Origin of the sequence: Halomonas denitrificans (assembly GCF_003056305.1) — a bacterium.
In the GTDB taxonomy this organism is placed as follows: Bacteria; Pseudomonadota; Gammaproteobacteria; order Pseudomonadales; family Halomonadaceae; genus Halomonas; species Halomonas denitrificans.
In genome coordinates this window covers 181,665-196,972 of sequence record NZ_PYVX01000001.1, presented here as the reverse complement: position 1 = coordinate 196,972, position 15,308 = coordinate 181,665, and the positions used below count along the sequence as shown (strand labels likewise).

Genomic DNA, 15,308 nt, shown 5'->3' with positions numbered 1-15,308 from the left:
TCTGATTCAGCTTATGCGCAATAATAGCGCACTCCGGAGGCTAACGCCGGATCAACGATGCGATCGCGGGGCGGAGATCGGCGGTGGGGGCTCGTATTTTGTTGACAATAGTCGAGAGGTTTCTCGTTCTTTTGTCGAAGATTAGCCGATGGTATGAGGTTTGGCGGTAGGGCTTCGTCTAGAGTGTCAACAATCAATGCCCTTTCCTCGATTGCTGACAGGATGCTGACGCGCATGTATCAAGACGAGTTCCGCCGCTCCATCGATCACCCTGAGGCCTTCTGGGCCGAGCAGGCCAAGCGTATTCCCTGGTTCACCCCGCCCACCACGATCCTCGAGTACGACGAGGCGAACCACGCCCGCTGGTTCGTCGACGGTGAGCTCAACATCTGCCACGCGGCCCTGGATCATCACGTCGAGCAGGGGCGGGGGGAGCAGCCGGCCCTCTACTGGGATTCGCCGGTCACCGACAGCAAGCGCACCATCACCTACGCCGAGCTGCGCGACCAGGTGGCGCGTTTCGCCGGGGCGCTGCGCGACCTGGGGGTCGAGAAGGGCGATCGGGTGGTGATCTACATGCCCATGGTGCCCGAGGCGCTGGTCGCCATGTACGCCTGTGCCCGCCTCGGGGCCGTTCACTCGGTGGTGTTCGGAGGCTTCGCGCCCCACGAGCTGGCGGTGCGCATCGAGGACGCCGAGCCGAAGGTCGTGATCGCCGCCTCCTGCGGCGTCGAGGGCGACCGGGTGCTGCCCTACAAGCCGATCATCGATGCCGCCATCGAGCAGAGCCGCTACAAGCCCGAGGCCTGCGTGATCCTGCAGCGCGAGCAGCACATCGCCGAGCTGGGCGCGGCCATCGACCATGACTGGTCGACGCTGGTCGAGCGGGCCGCACCGGCGGCCTGCGTGCCGGTCAAGGGTAGCGATCCGCTCTACATCCTCTATACCTCCGGCACCACCGGCAAGCCCAAGGGCGTGGTGCGCGACACCGGCGGCTACGCCGTGGCGCTGGCCTACTCCATGGACACCATTTACGACGTGGCGCCGGGCGAGGTCTTCTTCTCGGCCTCCGACGTGGGCTGGGTGGTCGGCCACTCCTACATCGTCTATGCGCCGCTGCTGCGCGGTGCCACCACCGTGGTCTATGAGGGCAAGCCGGTGAAGACCCCGGATGCCGGCGCTTTCTGGCGGCTGATCAGCGAGTACCGGGTCAAGAGCTTCTTCACCGCGCCCACCGCCTTCCGCGCCATCAAGAAGGAGGACCCCGACGCCAAGCTGATGGCCCAGTACGACATCAGCTGCCTCAAGGCGCTGTTCCTGGCCGGCGAGCGTCTGGACCCGCCGACCTTCCACTGGCTCGACGACCTGCTGACGGTGCCGGTGATCGATCACTGGTGGCAGACCGAGACCGGCTGGCCCATCGCCGCCAACCTGCACGGCCTCGAGCCGATGCCCACCAAGGCCGGCAGCGCCACGGTGCCGGTGCCTGGCTTCGACGTGCAGATCCTCGACCGGGCGGGCGAGCCGTCCGGGGCCATGGAGCAGGGCAGCGTGGTGATCAAGCAGCCGCTGCCGCCGGGCTGCCTGGCGGGCATCTGGCGCGACCCGAAGCGCTTCCACAGCGCCTACATGGCCGCATTCCCGGGCTACTACCTCACCGGCGACGGCGGCTACTTCGACGAGGATGGCTATCTGTTCATCATGGGGCGCACCGACGACGTCATCAATATCGCCGGCCACCGCCTCTCCACCGGCGAGATGGAGGAGGTCGTGGGCGCCCACCCCGCGGTGGCGGAGTGCGCGGTGATCGGCATCCACGACGCCCTCAAGGGGCAGCTGCCGGTGGGGCTGGTGATCCCCAAGGACGGCTTCGAGGGCGACGAGGTGACCCTGGAGAACGAGCTGATCGGCCTCGTGCGCGAGAAGATCGGGCCGATCGCCTGCTTCAAGCAGGTGCTGGTGGTCGACCGCCTGCCCAAGACCCGCTCCGGGAAGATCCTGCGCAAGCTGCTGCGCAATATCGCCGACGGCCAGGAGTTCGGCGTGCCCTCGACCATCGACGATCCGGCTAGCCTCCAGGATGTCCACGAGGCGATGAAGGAGCGCGCAGTCGGTGCCGCCGACGAGGCCCGCCAGGTCTGATCTCGGCGAGCCCCTGCCGCGAGGCCACGACGCCGCCAGCATGGGCGGCGTCGTCGTGTGGGGCCGGCCGTCGCATGGCCAGGGTGTCGGCCAGGCCGTATAATGCTCGGCCCGTGCTCGCCCCGAGCGGGCGTCGTCCACCAGGGTTCCCTCACCCCTCCCCAAAAAGGATGCCGTGATGTTCGTGCTCTCCGAGGCCCAGACCCGGCGCTGCCTGGCGCTGCTGGTCGCCTTCCATATCCTGGTCATTGCCGCCAGCAACTACCTGGTGCAGCTGCCGTTCACCCTGTGGGGCTTCCATACCACCTGGGGCGCGTTCAGCTTCCCCTTCATCTTCCTGGCCACTGACCTCACCGTGCGCCTGTTCGGCAAGGAGCCGGCCCGGGCGATCATCCTGCGCGTGATGCTGCCGGCGCTGGTAATCTCCTACGTCGTCTCCGTGGTCTTTCCCCGCGGCGGCTTCGCCGGCCTCGAGGCGCTGGGCGAGGCGAACCTGTTCGTCGCCCGCATCGCCCTGGCGAGCTTCATGGCCTACGTGCTGGGGCAGCTTCTGGACGTGCAGGTCTTCGACCGGCTGCGCACCCTCAAGGCGTGGTGGGTGGCGCCGGCCGTCTCCACGGTGCTCGGCAATCTCGCCGATACCTTCGCGTTCTTCTCCATCGCCTTTTACCGCAGTCCCGATCCCTTCATGGCCGCCAACTGGCCGGAGATCGCCTGGGTCGACTACGCGATCAAGCTGGCCATCAGCCTGGCGTTCTTCCTGCCGCTCTACGGCGTGCTGCTGGCCTGGCTGAGCCGTCGACTTGTGGCGGTGACGGGGCGCGACGACCTGAGGCCGGACGAGGCGCGCGCCTCGTCCTGAGCCTCGAGCACATGACCCCTCAGCACCCGATATCCCCGTAGCCAAGGAGGCTTGCATGCCCACCGATCTCCATTTCCTCGACAGCGGCGGCGACGAGACGCCGCTGGTGGTCGTCCACGGCCTGCTGGGCAGCGCCGACAACTGGCGCTCCCACGCCAAGCAGTGGCAGCGTCGCCGGCGGGTAATCACCGTGGACCTGCGCAACCACGGGCGCTCGCCCCACGTGGCGGGGATGGGCTACGACGCCATGGCCGAGGACCTGCTGGCCCTGCTCGATCGTCTCGACGTCGAGCGTGCCCACCTGCTGGGGCACTCGATGGGCGGCAAGGTGGTGATAAGCCTGGCCAGGCTCGCCCCCGCGCGGGTGGCGTCGCTGATCGTCGCCGATATCGCCCCGGTGGCCTACGGGCACGACCATGACAGCGTCTTCGCCGCCCTGCGCCGCGTCGAGGCGGGCTCGCCGACCAACCGGCGCGAGGCTGATGCGCTGCTCGCCGAGCACGTCGACGAGCCCGCGGTGCGGCTGTTCCTCGCCACCAACCTTGAGCGCGACGAGGCGGGCATCCTGCGACCGCGCATCGGCCTCGACGAGATTCAGGACGACTACGAGACGATCATGGGCGTGCCGGCGGGCGAGGGGGCCTTCGAGGGGCCGACGCTGGTGCTGCGTGGCGCCCAGTCGCGCTATGTCACCGACGAGATGCTCCCGGCCCTGCACGAGGTGCTGCCGGACGCCGAGATCCAGACCCTGGAGGCCGGCCACTGGCTGCATGCCGAGCAGCCGGCGGCCTTCCAGGCCGCGGTCAACGCCTTCCTGGAGGCGCTGGACGACTAGCGAGAGCGATGGCCGCCCGGCGGGCTAGCTAGCGAGAGAGCGCGCCGGGATCGACGGCCAGGCGGGAGACCGGATGGCGCTGCTCCAGGATGCCGGCCTCGAGCAGGTACGCCTCGAAGCGACGGTAGCGGCCCTGGTCCAGGGCCGCGGGGCTCAGGCTCAGGCGCGGGCGAACCTGCTGCCAGGCCTCCCGGTTCACCGGGGTGTCGAGCCCCGGCTCGGCGCTGGCGATCAGCGTCCACGCCTCCTCGGGGTGGTTGGCGATCCAGGCCGAGGCCTCTTCCAGCGCCTCGACCAGGCGCCGGATGGCGTCGCGCTGTGACCCCAGGTGATCGCGGTTGGCCAGCAGCACCAGGCCGTCGTGCAGCGGGATGCCGAGGGCCTCGCTGGTCAGCACCCGGGTCGCGAGTCCCTCGTCGGCCAGCTGGCGCGGCAGCAGGTGGCGCATGGCCCCGATTACCCCCTCCACGCGACCCTCGCGCAGCGCATCGCCGAGGCGGAAATGCAGCTCCTCGGTCTCGACCTCGTCGTCGCGCACGCTGGCCTCGCGCAGCAGGGCCGCCAGCAGCACGTCCCGGCTGTCGGCATCGGCATGGCCGATCCGCGCGCCGGCCAGGTCGACCGCCGCGGTGATCTCGCTGTCCTCGCGCACCACCAGGGCGCTGAGCGGCATGGCGACCAGGGTGGCGACGCGCACCAGTGGCAGCCCGCGGTCCACGCCGAGATGCAGCAGCGGCTGGCGCGCCAGGGCCAGATCGATCCGCGACGCCGCCAGCAGCTTGATGGGCACGTCCGGATCGGCGGGGGTCGAGAGGGTCACCTCCAGCCCGCGGCTGGCGAAGAGGCCGCGCTCCCGGGCGACGATCAGCGCGGCATGCCGCGGGCTGGGCGTCCAGTCCAGCATCACCCTGAGCGGGGTCACGGGGGGTGGCTCGATGGGCTCCGCCGGGCGCAGGGCGATCGCCGGCACGCTGGGACGGGAGGGCGTGTCGACCGCCGGGCCGCGCGGGGCCTCCCGGTAGCGTTGGCGGATCGCTTCTCGCTCGGCGATCTCGCGTTTCGCCGCCTCGGCCAGGGCCTCGAGATCCAGCACCATCACCTCGGTGTTCAGCGGTGGATAGCCCTTCCGCGGTTCGGCAACGGCCGGCGCGGCGTCGGCGGCGAGCGGCCCGGTCGGCAGTAGCCAGGCGATCGTCAGCAGGGCCGTCGTCAGGGGAGGCCGACGAACGGCGGGGGGGATCATGGAAAGGATTCCTGGCATGCGCGGTACCCGGTCGAAGATGCCGCGCAAGCTTAACCGCTGGCGGTCGGCCAGGGCCAGTCGCGACCGCCAACGACAATCGCCGCGTTCGTCGTGGCATGCGATACTGGGCGTTCTCGCAGCCAAGGCAGGCGGCCATGGATTCGATCAACAGTCTGTTCCTGCTCAGCGGCTTCCTGCTGGCCCTGAGCATCCTCGCCAGTCGGCTCTCCTCGATGGCCGGCGTGCCGCTGCTGCTGATCTTCCTGGGCCTGGGGATGCTGGCCGGGGAGGAGGGACTGCTCGGCATCCAGTTCGACGACTACTCCCTGGCCTTCTCCATCGGCCACTTGGCGCTGGCCATGATCCTGCTCGACGGCGGGCTGCGCACGCGCCTCAAGACCTTTCGCGTCGGCTTTCGCCCGGCGCTCTCCCTGGCCACTTTGGGGGTCTTCATCACCAGCGGCCTGGTGGGGCTCTTCGCCATGTGGGTCTTCGACCTGAGCCTGGTGCAGGGCCTGCTGGTGGGCGCCATCGTCGGCTCCACCGACGCCGCCGCGGTGTTCTCCATGCTCAGCGGGCGCGGCGTCAACCTCAACGAGCGGGTCGGCGCGACCCTGGAGATCGAGTCGGGCACCAACGACCCCATGGCGATCTTCCTGACCCTGATGCTGGTGGAGGTGCTGGTCGGCGACATCGGCGGCATCGGCGAGACCCTGCTCTTCCTGGTCCAGCAGTTCGGCCTGGGCATTCTCATCGGGCTCGGCGTCGGTTGGCTGAGCGCGCGGCTGTTGAGCTGGCTGGACCTGGCGCCGGGCCTCTACTCGCTGCTGGCACTGGGGCTCGGGTTCTGCGTGTTCGGCCTGACCAGCGCCCTGGGTGGCAGCGGCTTCCTGGCGATCTACCTGGCCGGCCTGATGATCGGCAACCGTCCCGGTCGCCACCTCAACTTCATCCTGCCGGTGCACGACGGCTTGGCCTGGCTCTCCCAGATCGGGCTCTTCCTGGTGCTGGGCCTGCTGGTCACCCCCAGCGAGATGCTGGACTATGCGCTGCCGGCGCTGCTGGTGGCCCTGGCGTTGATCTTCGTCGCCCGGCCGCTGGCGGTGCTGATCGCGGTCAAGCCCTTCTTCAAGTTTCGCTGGCGGGAGATCGGCTTCATCGCCTGGGTGGGGCTGCGCGGGGCGGTGCCCATCGTGCTGGCGATCTTCCCGGTAATCGGCGGGGTGGAGAACGCCTCGCTCTACTTCAACGTCGCCTTCGCGGTGGTACTGCTGTCGCTGCTGATCCAGGGCGGCTCGCTGCCGTGGATGGCGCGGCGCATGAAGGTCGAGCTGCCGCCCACCGTCACCCCCAACCGCCGCGGCCCGCTAGGTATCCTGCCGGAGAACGACTACGAGATGTTCGTCTACGAGGTGGAGAACGCCGACCTCGAGGACGTGCCGATCCGGTTGCTGCGCTTCCCCTCGGGGGCCCTGATCTCGGCGCTCTTCCGCGAGCACGCCATGTTGCACCCCAAGGGCAGCACTCGGCTGCGGCTGGGCGATGTGATCTGCGTGATCGGCCGCACCGATGACCTGCCGGCGCTGAACCGCCTGTTCAACGGGGATGCCAAGCTCAAGCGCGAGCGGGCCTTCTTCGGCACCTTCACCTTCGACGGCGACGCCTTCATGCGCGACATCGCCGACGCCTACGGCCTCACCCTGAGCCCCGGTGAGCAGGACATGACTCTCGCCGAGTTCGTCTCGCTGCGGGTCGGCGGGCATCCGGTGGTGGGCGACGACGTGGACTGGCACGGCATCCACTGGGTGGTCAGCGCGATGGAGGGCAATCGCGTGACACGGGTGGGTCTGCGTCTCTATTAATCGCCAGGCGGCGCCTCTGATCAAAGCAGCCTGATGGATGCATTGGGGGGCGAGGGTGCGGCTGGGAGGGACGAGTGCGGCCGCTCAGGCCTGCCGGGTCGCCGCCTTGAGCACCTCGAGGGGGACCTCGACGGCCTGCGCGCCGTCGGCCACCCACGCCGTATCATCCTGGAGCGTGGCGCTCAGGGCCATGCTCTTCGCCACCATCCCGACAAGCGCCTGCACCGTCTCCGGCGCGATGGCAACCACGGTCAGGTTGTCGAGGATCGCCAGCTTGCCGGCCAGCGATTCCCACCAGAGCGTCGCGCCATGGCCGCTGTAGGTGTAGATGACGACCTCGTCGGCGCGGCCACAGGCGCGCCGGATGCTCTTCTCGTCGGGCTGGCCGAGCTGGATCCACTGCTCGATCTTCCCGGTGAGGTCCCGGCGCCACAGGTCGGGCTCGTCCTCGGTGCTCACGCCGCGCCCGAAGGCCAGGGCCTCGTCGGCGTTCAGTGCGAAGGCGAGCAGCCTGACCATCATCCGCTCATCGGTTTCCGAGGGGTGTTGCGCCACGGTCAAGGCGTGATCGGCATAGTAGTGCCGGTCCATGTCGGCGACCTGCAGCTGGACCCGATGTATCGTTGCCTTCAGTGCCATGGCGAGATGGACCTCTGTTGGGGGCGCGGCCCTACGGGGCAGGGCGGCTAGATGATGCCGGCGGGCGTTGCCCGGTGGCGTCTGGTGGGTGGACAGCGTCTGAGGGGCCCGGGTTTCGCCCCCGCATGCGGCGCGATCGACGGTGAGCCACCAGGTGCATGGTCCGTGCACTAAAACAAGAAAACCAGCCCGGTGGGCTGGTTTTCTCTGAAAAGGTGGCGGAGGGACAGGGATTCGAACCCTGGGTAGGCTATTAACCTACGCCGGTTTTCAAGACCGGTGCATTCAACCGCTCTGCCATCCCTCCGGCTTACGGATGCGTACTCTACCAGTTTTCATCCGCAGGTCAAGACCCCATCCGGATCAGGGTGTTAGCTCCCGGCTCGGGGGTGGGGCACAATGGGGTACGTCGATGGAGGAGAGCCCTATGACCGAGCGCTCGGCAGCACCCCCCGTGCAGCCCATTCCCGCGGTGTCGGCCGCGGTGGTCCGGGGAGATCGTATCCTGATGATCAGGCGGCGCAATCCCCCCAACGCAGGCAAGCTGGCGCTGCCCGGCGGCAAGGTCGAGGCGGGGGAGAGCCTGCAGCAGGCCGCGGCCCGCGAGCTTCTCGAGGAGACCGGCGTGCTGGCCGAGCCGCGGCGCATCCTGACCGCCCTCGACCTCTTCGATCACGACGCCGATGGCGCGCTGCGCATGCACTTCGTCATCGTGGTGGTCCAGCTTGTGTGGCGGGGCGGCATCGAGGCGGCCGCGGACGATGCCACGGCGCTCTGCTGGATGGACCTGGCGGCGCTCGATCGCGCCGGGTCGGCGGTCTGCGACACCGCGGCGCGGGTGGCGCGGCGGGTCCTCGAGGAGGCCGCGGCCGCGGAAAAGGCGTTGAACCCTGATTAGCCGGGCGCTTGCGTCGGGAACCATCTGGCTGCATCCTAAGTCTAGTGCCTAGTCCAACCATACAGGGAGCTTCGGATCCATGGCTTATCAAGAGACGCAGACGACACGTCAGCAGACGCAGGCGCAGTCGGTCGGTGCCAGCAAGGTCCTGCGCAACACCTATGGCCTTCTGGCAATGACCCTGCTGTTCTCCGCCATCACGGCGGGCACCGCCATGAGCATGGGCGTCGAGCGCATGAACATCTTCGTGTTCTTCATCGGCGCCTACGGCCTCATGTTCCTGGTGCACAAGACCGCCAACTCGGCGATGGGGCTGCTCGCCACCTTCGCCTTCACCGGCTTCATGGGCTTCACGCTCGGACCGGTGCTGAGCGCCTATCTCACCCTGCCCAACGGCGCCCAGCTGATCATGACCGCGCTGGGCATGACCGGCCTGACCTTCGTGGGGCTCTCGGCGGTGGCGCTGATCACCCGCAAGGACTTCAGCTTCCTGGCCAACTTCCTGATGGCCGGCGCCATCGTGCTGATCCTGGCCATGCTGGCGGGCATCTTCCTGCAGATCCCGGCCCTGTCGCTGATGGTCTCCGCCGGCTTCGTGCTGTTCTCCTCGGCGGCCATCCTCTACCAGACCAGCGAGATCGTGCATCGTAGCGGCGAGACCAACTACATCCTCGCCACCATCACCCTCTACGTGTCGATCTACAACCTGTTCATCAGCCTGCTGTCGATCCTGGGCATCATGAGCCAGGACTGACCCCCGCGCGGTATCAGGATCATCTGGCCCCGCCATCCGGCGGGGCCAGGTCGTTTCAGGAGGACCTTCATGCGCTACGCCATCCTGCTGATGGGCGCTCCCTACAGTCATCAGGCCAGCCACTCGGCCCTGCGCTTCGCCCGCGCCCTGGTGGCGCGCGGCCATCGCCTCGAGGCGGTATTCTTCTATCACGACGGGGTGCACAATGCCTCCCGGCTGGCCGCTCCCCCTCAGGACGAACCGCACCTGGTGGACGCCTGGACGGCCCTCTCCCGCGAGCACGAGGTCTCGCTGCAGGTCTGCATCGCCGCCGCGCTGCGCCGCGGCCTGCTCGACGAGCGCGAGGCCGCCCGGCACGGCAAGGAGGGGAGCAGCGTGGCCGCGCCCTTCGAGCTGACGGGGCTCGGGCAGCTGATCGATCTGGGCACGCGCTGCGACCGGCTGGTGACCTTCGGCCCCTGACCCTCTGCTTGCGATGGAGCGATGATGCACGAACACGACGACACCCTCCGCGACCTGCTGGTCATCCTGCGCCATGCTCCTCACGGCAGCAGCTGGCTGAAGGAGGGGCTGGACGCCGCCCTGGTCGCCGCCGCCTTCGGCCAGAGCGTGTCCCTGCTGTTCATGGGGGAGGGCGTCACGGCGCTGATGCCGGGTCAGGGCCCCGGGCCGCTCGGGCAGAAGGGGACGGCCGCGACGCTGGAGATGCTGGAGATGTATGATATCGAGACCCTGCTGGTGGACGCGCAGGCGCTGTCGGCGCTTGGCTTCTCGTCCGACGAGCTGATGCTCGACGTGACGCCGGTGTCGGCCGAGGCCATCCCCGAGGCCCTGTCCGCCCACCGCCTGGTGTTGACCTTCTAGCCCGAGTCGCAAGGAGAACCGGGATGCTGTTGCATGTGGTGAACCGTTCCCCGGCGAACAGTCGGGTCTTTGAGCAGGCCCTGAGCGGCATGGGGCCGGACGATGTCCTGCTGCTGATCGAGGATGGCGTCCAGGGGGCGCTGCCCCAGCTGGTGCGCTATTTCGCGCCGATCGAGGGGCGGCTCTTCGCCCTGAAGGAGGACCTCGAGGCGCGCGGGCTGCTGGGCCGCTGCGCGGAAAGCGTGCAGGTGGTCGACGTGGATGGCTTCGTGACCCTGACCGAGGAAGCCGAACGGACGGTGAGCTGGTACTGATGGCCTCGACAGAAATATACCGTTATCTATCCGTGGGCGAACACCATTACGGCCTCGACCCCGAAGACTACCTGGTCGACATGACCCAGTGGTCGCCCGAGGTCGCCGACGCCCTGGCGCGCGAGGAGGGCATCGAGCTGACCGAGGAGCACTGGGAGGTGCTCAGGGTGCTGCGCGACTTCTATGCGCGTTATGAGATGGCGCCCGCCATGCGCCCCCTGGTCAAGGCGGTGGGCAAGGCCCTGGGGCCCGAGAAGGGGCGTTCGATCCACCTGATGCGGCTCTTCCCTGGCAGTCCCGCCAAGGTGGCGGCGCGACTGGCCGGGCTGCCCAAGCCTTCCCACTGCCTGTGAACGGCTCCCCGTGAATTTCCTCGCCCATGGCTGGCTCGCCCGCGGCGGCGGTGACGACTTCCTGTATGGCAACCTGATCGCCGACGGGGTGAAGGGCAGCGATCTCTCGGCGTGGTCGCAGGAAACGGCGGAGGGCATCCGCCACCACCGTCGGGTGGACGCCTTCGTCGATGGCCATCCGGTGATCGCCGAGGTGCTGGCACGCACGCCGTGGCCGCAGCGCCGCTTCGCCGGCATCGCCCTGGATCTGCTCTGGGACCACTTCGCGGCCCGCGCCCTCGAGGAAGAGGCGCGGCGGCGACTGGCCGCGCGCTGCTATCGGCTGCTGGCGACCACCCCCGCGCCGGGCCGGCTGGCGGGGATGGTGCCGGTGCTGGTGGAGCAGGACTGGCTCAACCGCTACGCCGACTTCGCCTTCACCTGCCGTGCCATCGCGGGCATCGGCGGGCGGCTCTCCGGTCCGAATCGCCTCGCCGAGCTGGTGCCGTGGCTGGAGGCGGACTATGTCCGCCTCGCCCGCGACTTCGAGCGGCTATGGCCGGCCGTCAATGCGGCGCTCGAGGTGCCGGATGGCGGCCGGCGCCCCCCGCCACCCTAGCCGGCTTCGGTCGCCCCTCGATCCTCAATCGACCCTGAGCCACAGGCAGTCAACGCGATCGCCCGGTTCGATGTGCGTCTCGGCGGGGATCTCCGCCAGGGCATCGGCGCCGATGCACGATGACAGCACCCCCGAGTTCTGATCGCGAAACGCCCGGGCCACGATGCCGTCATCACCCAGCGCGAGGGTGACGCGCATGTAGTGGCGGCGCGGGCCTGTGGAGGTGGCGAAGTCGGCGCGCGCCGGCACCCGGGGCAGCTCGGCGAGTGCCGGACAGCCCTGCAGGGCGCCCAGCAGGGGGCGCAGGAAGAGCCAGGCGCCGACGAAGCAGGAGACCGGGTTGCCGGGCAGGCCGACGAAACGCACCTGACGGCCCTCGCGACCCGGTAGGCGCCCCAGCGCCAGGGGCTTGCCCGGGCGGATCGCCAGGCGCCACAGGTCCAGCTGCCCGAGCGACGCCAGCGCCGCCTTGACGTGATCCTCCTCGCCGACGCTCACCCCCCCGGTGCTGATCACCAGGTCGGCCTCCAACGCCGCCGCGGCGAGGGTGTCGCGGGTCCCCTCGGCATCGTCCGGCACCGAGGCGAGGCGCACCAGCTCGGCGCCGAAGCGCTCCAGCAGGCGTTTGAGCATCGGCCGGTTGGAGTTGTAGATCTGCCCGTCGGCCAGGGGCGCGCCCGGATCGACGATCTCGTCGCCGGTGGAGAGCAGCGCCACCCGTGGGCGGCGCCTCACCGCCACCTCGGTGATGCCCTGGCCGGCGAGATGGCCCAGGGCCGCGGCCTCCAGCCGCTCCCCGGCGGGCAGCAGCCGCGCGCCCGCGGCCACGTCGCGCCCGCGACGGCGTACGTTGTCGCCCGCCGGGAGATCCGCCGGGACATGGACGATATCGTTCTCGAGCGTCACGCGCTCCTGCATCACCACGCAGTCGGCGCCCGGGGGCAGGGCGCCGCCGGTGAAGATGCGGGCGCAGGTGCCGCGTGCCAGCGGCGTCGCCGGGGCGCCGGCGGCGATGCGCTGGGCGACGGGCAGCCGCTTACCGGCGTCGAGGTGGTGCAGGGCGTAGCCGTCCATGGCGCTGTTGTCGAAGGCGGGCACATCTAGGCGCGCCTCGATCGCCTCGGCGAGCACGCGCCCGGCGGCGTCGGTGCAGGGCACCGTCTCGGCGGGGGTGGGGGTGACGCCCTCGAGCAGGGCGTCGAGCGCGGCCTCGACCGGTTTCAGCTCACCCATGTTGGCCCCGCTCGGGAATGCCCCGGTTGGCCTGAAGGTGTAGAGAGCTGCATGGCCTGTGCCGATGGGTCGTCCTGTCACACATGCTGGCCTCGCTCGGGAATGACCAGGTTGGCGAAGTTGCACGGCTTGTGCCGGCTGTCGAGCTGTTCGGCAAGGATGCCGTCCCAGCCGGTGCGACAGGCGCCGGTGGAGCCGGGCAGGCAGAACACCACGGTGGCATTGGCCAGCCCGCCGAGGCAGCGGCTCTGCACGGTGGAGCTGCCGATCTCCTGCCAGGAGAGGTGGCGAAACAGCTCGCCGAAGCCCTCGATCTGCTTGTCGAGCAGCACAGAGACCGCCTCGGGGGTGGAGTCGCGTCCGGTGAAGCCGGTGCCACCGGTGGTCAGGATCACCTGGACGGCGTCGTCGGCGATCCAGCCGGCCACCACGGCGCGGATGCGATAGACGTCATCGGGCACGATGCGCTTCTCGTGCAGTCGGTGGCCGGCACTCGTCAGGCGCTCGACCAGGGCCTGGCCGCTGCGATCGGTCTGCTCATTGCGCGTGTCGGAGATGGTCAGCACCGCCACGGAGAGGGGGATCATCGGGTCGCTCATTGGCCTTGCTGCTCCTGCTTGGCCGCCTGGCGGGCCGCGAAGGCCGCCTGCTGCTCCGGGGTGGCCTCCTGCTGGTACTTCTCCTTCCACTCGCCGTAGGGCATGCCATAGACGTGCTCCCGGGCGCTGTCGTAGTCCAGCTCGACGCCTTGCTCGTCGGCGGCGGCCACCAGCCACTTGGAGAGGCAGTTGCGGCAGAAGTCGGCGAGGATCATCAGGTCGATGTTCTGGACCTCCTTGTGCTCGTCCAGATGGCGCAGCAGGCGGCGAAAGGCGGCCGCCTCGAGTTCGGTGCGGGTGGCGTCGTCGAGTTGTGACATCGTCGCTCTCCGATGGTCGGGGGATCTGTGGGGTCAGCTTAACAAAAAAGACACCGCCCGCAGGCGGTGTCGTAGGGGGGCATCGAGGCCGGGGCTCAGCCGGAGCGTGGCGCGGGCGTCTCGCCCTCGGCGGCCGGGCGCTGCTCGGCCAGCTGCTCCTCGGGAATGGCCTGGTCCTTGACCTCCTCGTACCAGAGGTTGTGGTGCTCCTTGGCCCAGCTCTCGTCCACGTAGCCGGTGGTCATGCCTTCCAGCGACCCCTCGGTGCCGACGGTGCCGATGTAGATGTGGCCCAGGGCCACGGCGGTCAGGCCCAGGGCCCCCACGGCGTGGATGATGCTGGCCCACTGCATGGTGTCACGCGCCTGGCCGTAGTTGGGGAAGTCCAGCACGAAGCCGCTGGCGATCACCGCGAGGCCGGCGGTGGCCAGTAGCCAGTACCAGACCTTCTCGCCGCCGTTGGCGAAGCCGGCGTCGGGATGCCCCTTGCCGACCAGGCCGCCGCCCTTGGCGAACCACTGCAGGTCGTGGGCCTTGGGGATGTTGTGGCTGAGCAGGCGCAGCAGCAGGATCACCAGCAGGATGCCGAACAGCGGCCCCAGGTAGTTGTGGATCAGCTTGGTGCCCGACATCATCGCCGCCCAGGCCCCGTCGCCGAACAGTGGACGCAGCAGCGTCTTGCCGTAGGCGAGGTTGAGCCCGGTGAGGGCCAGCAGGATGAACAGCGTCGCCACCGTCCAGTGCAGGGAGCGCACGACCAGCGACCAGCGCAGCAGCTTGCGCCCGGTGCGCGGCTCGTCGAGCTTCTTGCGTCCCACCAGCAGGTAGAAGAGCGCGATCGCCGCGATCATGCCCAGCACCGCGATCGCCCCGAACGGGGAGATCCAGCGCTCGCGGATCTGCCGCCAGGTCTCGCCGCTGGCATTCACCAGGTTATAGGTGCTCTCGGCCCGGGAGTCCCGGTAGTTGGGGCCCGTCTCGCCCGCCTTGACCTGTCGCCACAGGTCGGCGTCCACGGCGGGGACGGCGAAGGCCGCCTCCCGGCCGGGATCGGCCTCCTGTGCCAGCGCCAGCGAGGACAGCACCAGGCCGGCCAGCAGCACCAGCAGCGTCAGGAACCGCCGGGCGGCCCCCGCGTGCGTCATCGAGATGCTCATGGTCGCCTCCTTACCCCTGCTGGGTGGCATCGTAGGCCAGGGAGTCGGCCTCGGCGCGGGGATTGCCCGACCAGCCGCCGTCCTTGTGGCCGCGCTGGACGACGCGCTGGCGGAAGATGTCGGCGACCTCCTGGGCATCCCCGGCCAGCAGCGCCTTGGTCGAGCACATCTCGGCACACAGCGGCAGCTTGCCCTCGGCGATGCGGTTGGCCCCGTACTTCTGGTACTCCTCCTCCTTGGTCTCCGCCGGCCCGCCGGCGCAGAAGGTGCACTTGTCCATCTTGCCGCGCTCGCCGAAGGCGTTCTGCTTAGGAAACTGCGGCGCGCCGAACGGGCAGGCGTAGAGGCAGTAGCCGCAGCCGATGCAGAGGTCCTTGTCGTGCAGCACGATGCCGTCATCGCGCTGGTAGAGGGTCTCGGTGGGGCAGACGGCGATGCAGGGCGCATCGTCGCAGTGCATGCAGGCCACCGAGATCGAGACCTCGCTGGGCTCGCCGTCGTTGAGGGTCACCACACGGCGGCGCTGCACGCCCCATTCGACCTCGTTGGCGTTTTTGCAGGCGGTGACGCAGCCGTTGCACTCGATGCAGCGCTCGGCGTCGCACATGAATTTCATTGTGGCCATGGGGATCTCC

General features: G+C 69.1%; 18 protein-coding genes and 1 tRNA gene. 11 read left to right on the top strand and 8 right to left on the bottom strand.

Features of this window, described 5'->3' with window-relative positions:
* Nucleotides 1-234 precede the first annotated feature (234 nt).
* The 3 genes from C9F13_RS00900 (at nucleotide 235) to C9F13_RS00890 (ending at nucleotide 3,839) form a co-directional block, all read left to right on the top strand.
* Nucleotides 235-2,142: a propionyl-CoA synthetase gene (locus tag C9F13_RS00900; protein ID WP_245888670.1), complete on the top strand. Its 1,908-nt coding sequence runs from the start codon at nucleotides 235-237 to the stop codon at nucleotides 2,140-2,142.
* Between the two features lie 178 nt (nucleotides 2,143-2,320).
* Nucleotides 2,321-3,004: a 7-cyano-7-deazaguanine/7-aminomethyl-7-deazaguanine transporter gene (locus C9F13_RS00895; protein WP_108444366.1), complete on the top strand. Its 684-nt coding sequence runs from the start codon at nucleotides 2,321-2,323 to the stop codon at nucleotides 3,002-3,004.
* A 55-nt stretch (nucleotides 3,005-3,059) separates the two neighbouring features.
* A complete protein-coding gene (locus C9F13_RS00890) occupies nucleotides 3,060-3,839 on the top strand; it encodes an alpha/beta fold hydrolase (RefSeq protein WP_108444365.1) in 780 nt (259 codons plus the stop codon).
* A gap of 28 nt (nucleotides 3,840-3,867) precedes the next feature.
* Here the strand turns inward: C9F13_RS00890 and C9F13_RS00885 are convergent, their stop codons facing one another.
* Nucleotides 3,868-5,082, bottom strand: coding sequence for an ABC transporter substrate-binding protein (locus C9F13_RS00885; protein ID WP_108444364.1), 1,215 nt, complete (start codon nucleotides 5,080-5,082; stop codon nucleotides 3,868-3,870).
* Nucleotides 5,083-5,237: 155 nt separating this feature from the next.
* Here C9F13_RS00885 and C9F13_RS00880 point away from each other — a divergent pair, with 155 nt between their 5' ends.
* The gene (locus tag C9F13_RS00880) at nucleotides 5,238-6,944 is read left to right on the top strand and encodes a potassium/proton antiporter (RefSeq protein WP_108444363.1); all 1,707 of its coding nucleotides are present in this window, start codon (nucleotides 5,238-5,240) and stop codon (nucleotides 6,942-6,944) included.
* 84 nt (nucleotides 6,945-7,028) lie between these two features.
* Here C9F13_RS00880 and C9F13_RS00875 read toward each other — a convergent pair whose 3' ends face one another.
* Entirely contained in the window at nucleotides 7,029-7,583 is a 555-nt protein-coding gene (locus tag C9F13_RS00875; protein WP_108444362.1) for a YaeQ family protein, read from the bottom strand.
* Between the two features lie 216 nt (nucleotides 7,584-7,799).
* Nucleotides 7,800-7,890, bottom strand: a tRNA-Ser gene (locus C9F13_RS00870).
* Between the two features lie 120 nt (nucleotides 7,891-8,010).
* Here C9F13_RS00870 and C9F13_RS00865 point away from each other — a divergent pair.
* The 7 genes from C9F13_RS00865 (at nucleotide 8,011) to C9F13_RS00835 (ending at nucleotide 11,364) form a co-directional block, all read left to right on the top strand.
* Nucleotides 8,011-8,481 (top strand): NUDIX hydrolase, encoded by a 471-nt coding sequence (locus C9F13_RS00865; RefSeq protein ID WP_157955130.1) that lies wholly within the window; start codon nucleotides 8,011-8,013, stop codon nucleotides 8,479-8,481.
* Nucleotides 8,482-8,560: 79 nt separating this feature from the next.
* Nucleotides 8,561-9,235, top strand: coding sequence for a Bax inhibitor-1/YccA family protein (locus tag C9F13_RS00860; protein ID WP_108444360.1), 675 nt, complete (start codon nucleotides 8,561-8,563; stop codon nucleotides 9,233-9,235).
* A gap of 69 nt (nucleotides 9,236-9,304) precedes the next feature.
* Nucleotides 9,305-9,697 (top strand): sulfurtransferase complex subunit TusD, encoded by a 393-nt coding sequence (gene tusD, locus C9F13_RS00855; protein ID WP_108444359.1) that lies wholly within the window; start codon nucleotides 9,305-9,307, stop codon nucleotides 9,695-9,697.
* A 21-nt stretch (nucleotides 9,698-9,718) separates the two neighbouring features.
* Complete coding sequence (tusC, locus tag C9F13_RS00850) at nucleotides 9,719-10,099, top strand: sulfurtransferase complex subunit TusC (protein ID WP_425432850.1); 381 nt, start codon at nucleotides 9,719-9,721, stop codon at nucleotides 10,097-10,099.
* A gap of 23 nt (nucleotides 10,100-10,122) precedes the next feature.
* Nucleotides 10,123-10,413, top strand: a complete 291-nt coding sequence (gene tusB / locus C9F13_RS00845) for a sulfurtransferase complex subunit TusB (protein WP_108444357.1) — start codon at nucleotides 10,123-10,125, stop codon at nucleotides 10,411-10,413.
* Nucleotides 10,413-10,766, top strand: a complete 354-nt coding sequence (locus C9F13_RS00840; RefSeq protein ID WP_108444356.1) for a TusE/DsrC/DsvC family sulfur relay protein — start codon at nucleotides 10,413-10,415, stop codon at nucleotides 10,764-10,766. Before tusB ends, C9F13_RS00840 begins: the two co-directional genes overlap by 1 nt.
* 10 nt (nucleotides 10,767-10,776) lie before the next feature.
* On the top strand, nucleotides 10,777-11,364 hold the full coding sequence (locus C9F13_RS00835) for an acyl carrier protein phosphodiesterase (protein WP_108444355.1): 588 nt from the start codon (nucleotides 10,777-10,779) through the stop codon (nucleotides 11,362-11,364).
* A 24-nt stretch (nucleotides 11,365-11,388) separates the two neighbouring features.
* Here C9F13_RS00835 and C9F13_RS00830 read toward each other — a convergent pair whose 3' ends face one another.
* The 5 genes from C9F13_RS00830 to fdh3B form a co-directional block, all read right to left on the bottom strand.
* Nucleotides 11,389-12,597 (bottom strand): molybdopterin molybdotransferase MoeA, encoded by a 1,209-nt coding sequence (locus tag C9F13_RS00830; RefSeq protein WP_108444354.1) that lies wholly within the window; start codon nucleotides 12,595-12,597, stop codon nucleotides 11,389-11,391.
* A 77-nt stretch (nucleotides 12,598-12,674) separates the two neighbouring features.
* Nucleotides 12,675-13,196: a molybdenum cofactor biosynthesis protein B gene (gene moaB, locus C9F13_RS00825; RefSeq protein WP_108444353.1), complete on the bottom strand. Its 522-nt coding sequence runs from the start codon at nucleotides 13,194-13,196 to the stop codon at nucleotides 12,675-12,677.
* Nucleotides 13,193-13,516 carry a DUF1244 domain-containing protein gene (locus C9F13_RS00820; protein ID WP_108444352.1) on the bottom strand — a complete coding sequence of 108 codons (324 nt, stop codon included), beginning with the start codon at nucleotides 13,514-13,516 and terminating at the stop codon, nucleotides 13,193-13,195. The genes moaB and C9F13_RS00820 overlap by 4 nt, the downstream gene beginning before the upstream one ends.
* A gap of 95 nt (nucleotides 13,517-13,611) precedes the next feature.
* Nucleotides 13,612-14,673, bottom strand: coding sequence for a formate dehydrogenase subunit gamma (locus C9F13_RS00815; RefSeq protein WP_245888669.1), 1,062 nt, complete (start codon nucleotides 14,671-14,673; stop codon nucleotides 13,612-13,614).
* 10 nt (nucleotides 14,674-14,683) lie between these two features.
* The gene (gene fdh3B, locus C9F13_RS00810; RefSeq protein WP_108444350.1) at nucleotides 14,684-15,298 is read right to left on the bottom strand and encodes a formate dehydrogenase FDH3 subunit beta; all 615 of its coding nucleotides are present in this window, start codon (nucleotides 15,296-15,298) and stop codon (nucleotides 14,684-14,686) included.
* Nucleotides 15,299-15,308: the final 10 nt, after the last annotated feature.

What these genes read in the sequence shown, in the direction of transcription:
- C9F13_RS00900 (WP_245888670.1), top strand. Translation starts at nt 235, where the DNA reads ATGTATCAAGACGAGTTCCGCCGCTCCATCGATCACCCTGAGGCCTTC.
- C9F13_RS00895 (WP_108444366.1), top strand. Translation starts at nt 2,321, where the DNA reads ATGTTCGTGCTCTCCGAGGCCCAGACCCGGCGCTGCCTGGCGCTGCTG.
- C9F13_RS00890 (WP_108444365.1), top strand. Translation starts at nt 3,060, where the DNA reads ATGCCCACCGATCTCCATTTCCTCGACAGCGGCGGCGACGAGACGCCG.
- C9F13_RS00885 (WP_108444364.1), bottom strand. Translation starts at nt 5,082, where the DNA reads ATGATCCCCCCCGCCGTTCGTCGGCCTCCCCTGACGACGGCCCTGCTG.
- C9F13_RS00880 (WP_108444363.1), top strand. Translation starts at nt 5,238, where the DNA reads ATGGATTCGATCAACAGTCTGTTCCTGCTCAGCGGCTTCCTGCTGGCC.
- C9F13_RS00875 (WP_108444362.1), bottom strand. Translation starts at nt 7,583, where the DNA reads ATGGCACTGAAGGCAACGATACATCGGGTCCAGCTGCAGGTCGCCGAC.
- C9F13_RS00865 (WP_157955130.1), top strand. Translation starts at nt 8,011, where the DNA reads ATGACCGAGCGCTCGGCAGCACCCCCCGTGCAGCCCATTCCCGCGGTG.
- C9F13_RS00860 (WP_108444360.1), top strand. Translation starts at nt 8,561, where the DNA reads ATGGCTTATCAAGAGACGCAGACGACACGTCAGCAGACGCAGGCGCAG.
- tusD (WP_108444359.1), top strand. Translation starts at nt 9,305, where the DNA reads ATGCGCTACGCCATCCTGCTGATGGGCGCTCCCTACAGTCATCAGGCC.
- tusC (WP_425432850.1), top strand. Translation starts at nt 9,719, where the DNA reads ATGATGCACGAACACGACGACACCCTCCGCGACCTGCTGGTCATCCTG.
- tusB (WP_108444357.1), top strand. Translation starts at nt 10,123, where the DNA reads ATGCTGTTGCATGTGGTGAACCGTTCCCCGGCGAACAGTCGGGTCTTT.
- C9F13_RS00840 (WP_108444356.1), top strand. Translation starts at nt 10,413, where the DNA reads ATGGCCTCGACAGAAATATACCGTTATCTATCCGTGGGCGAACACCAT.
- C9F13_RS00830 (WP_108444354.1), bottom strand. Translation starts at nt 12,597, where the DNA reads ATGGGTGAGCTGAAACCGGTCGAGGCCGCGCTCGACGCCCTGCTCGAG.
- moaB (WP_108444353.1), bottom strand. Translation starts at nt 13,196, where the DNA reads ATGAGCGACCCGATGATCCCCCTCTCCGTGGCGGTGCTGACCATCTCC.
- C9F13_RS00820 (WP_108444352.1), bottom strand. Translation starts at nt 13,516, where the DNA reads ATGTCACAACTCGACGACGCCACCCGCACCGAACTCGAGGCGGCCGCC.
- C9F13_RS00815 (WP_245888669.1), bottom strand. Translation starts at nt 14,673, where the DNA reads ATGAGCATCTCGATGACGCACGCGGGGGCCGCCCGGCGGTTCCTGACG.
- fdh3B (WP_108444350.1), bottom strand. Translation starts at nt 15,298, where the DNA reads ATGGCCACAATGAAATTCATGTGCGACGCCGAGCGCTGCATCGAGTGC.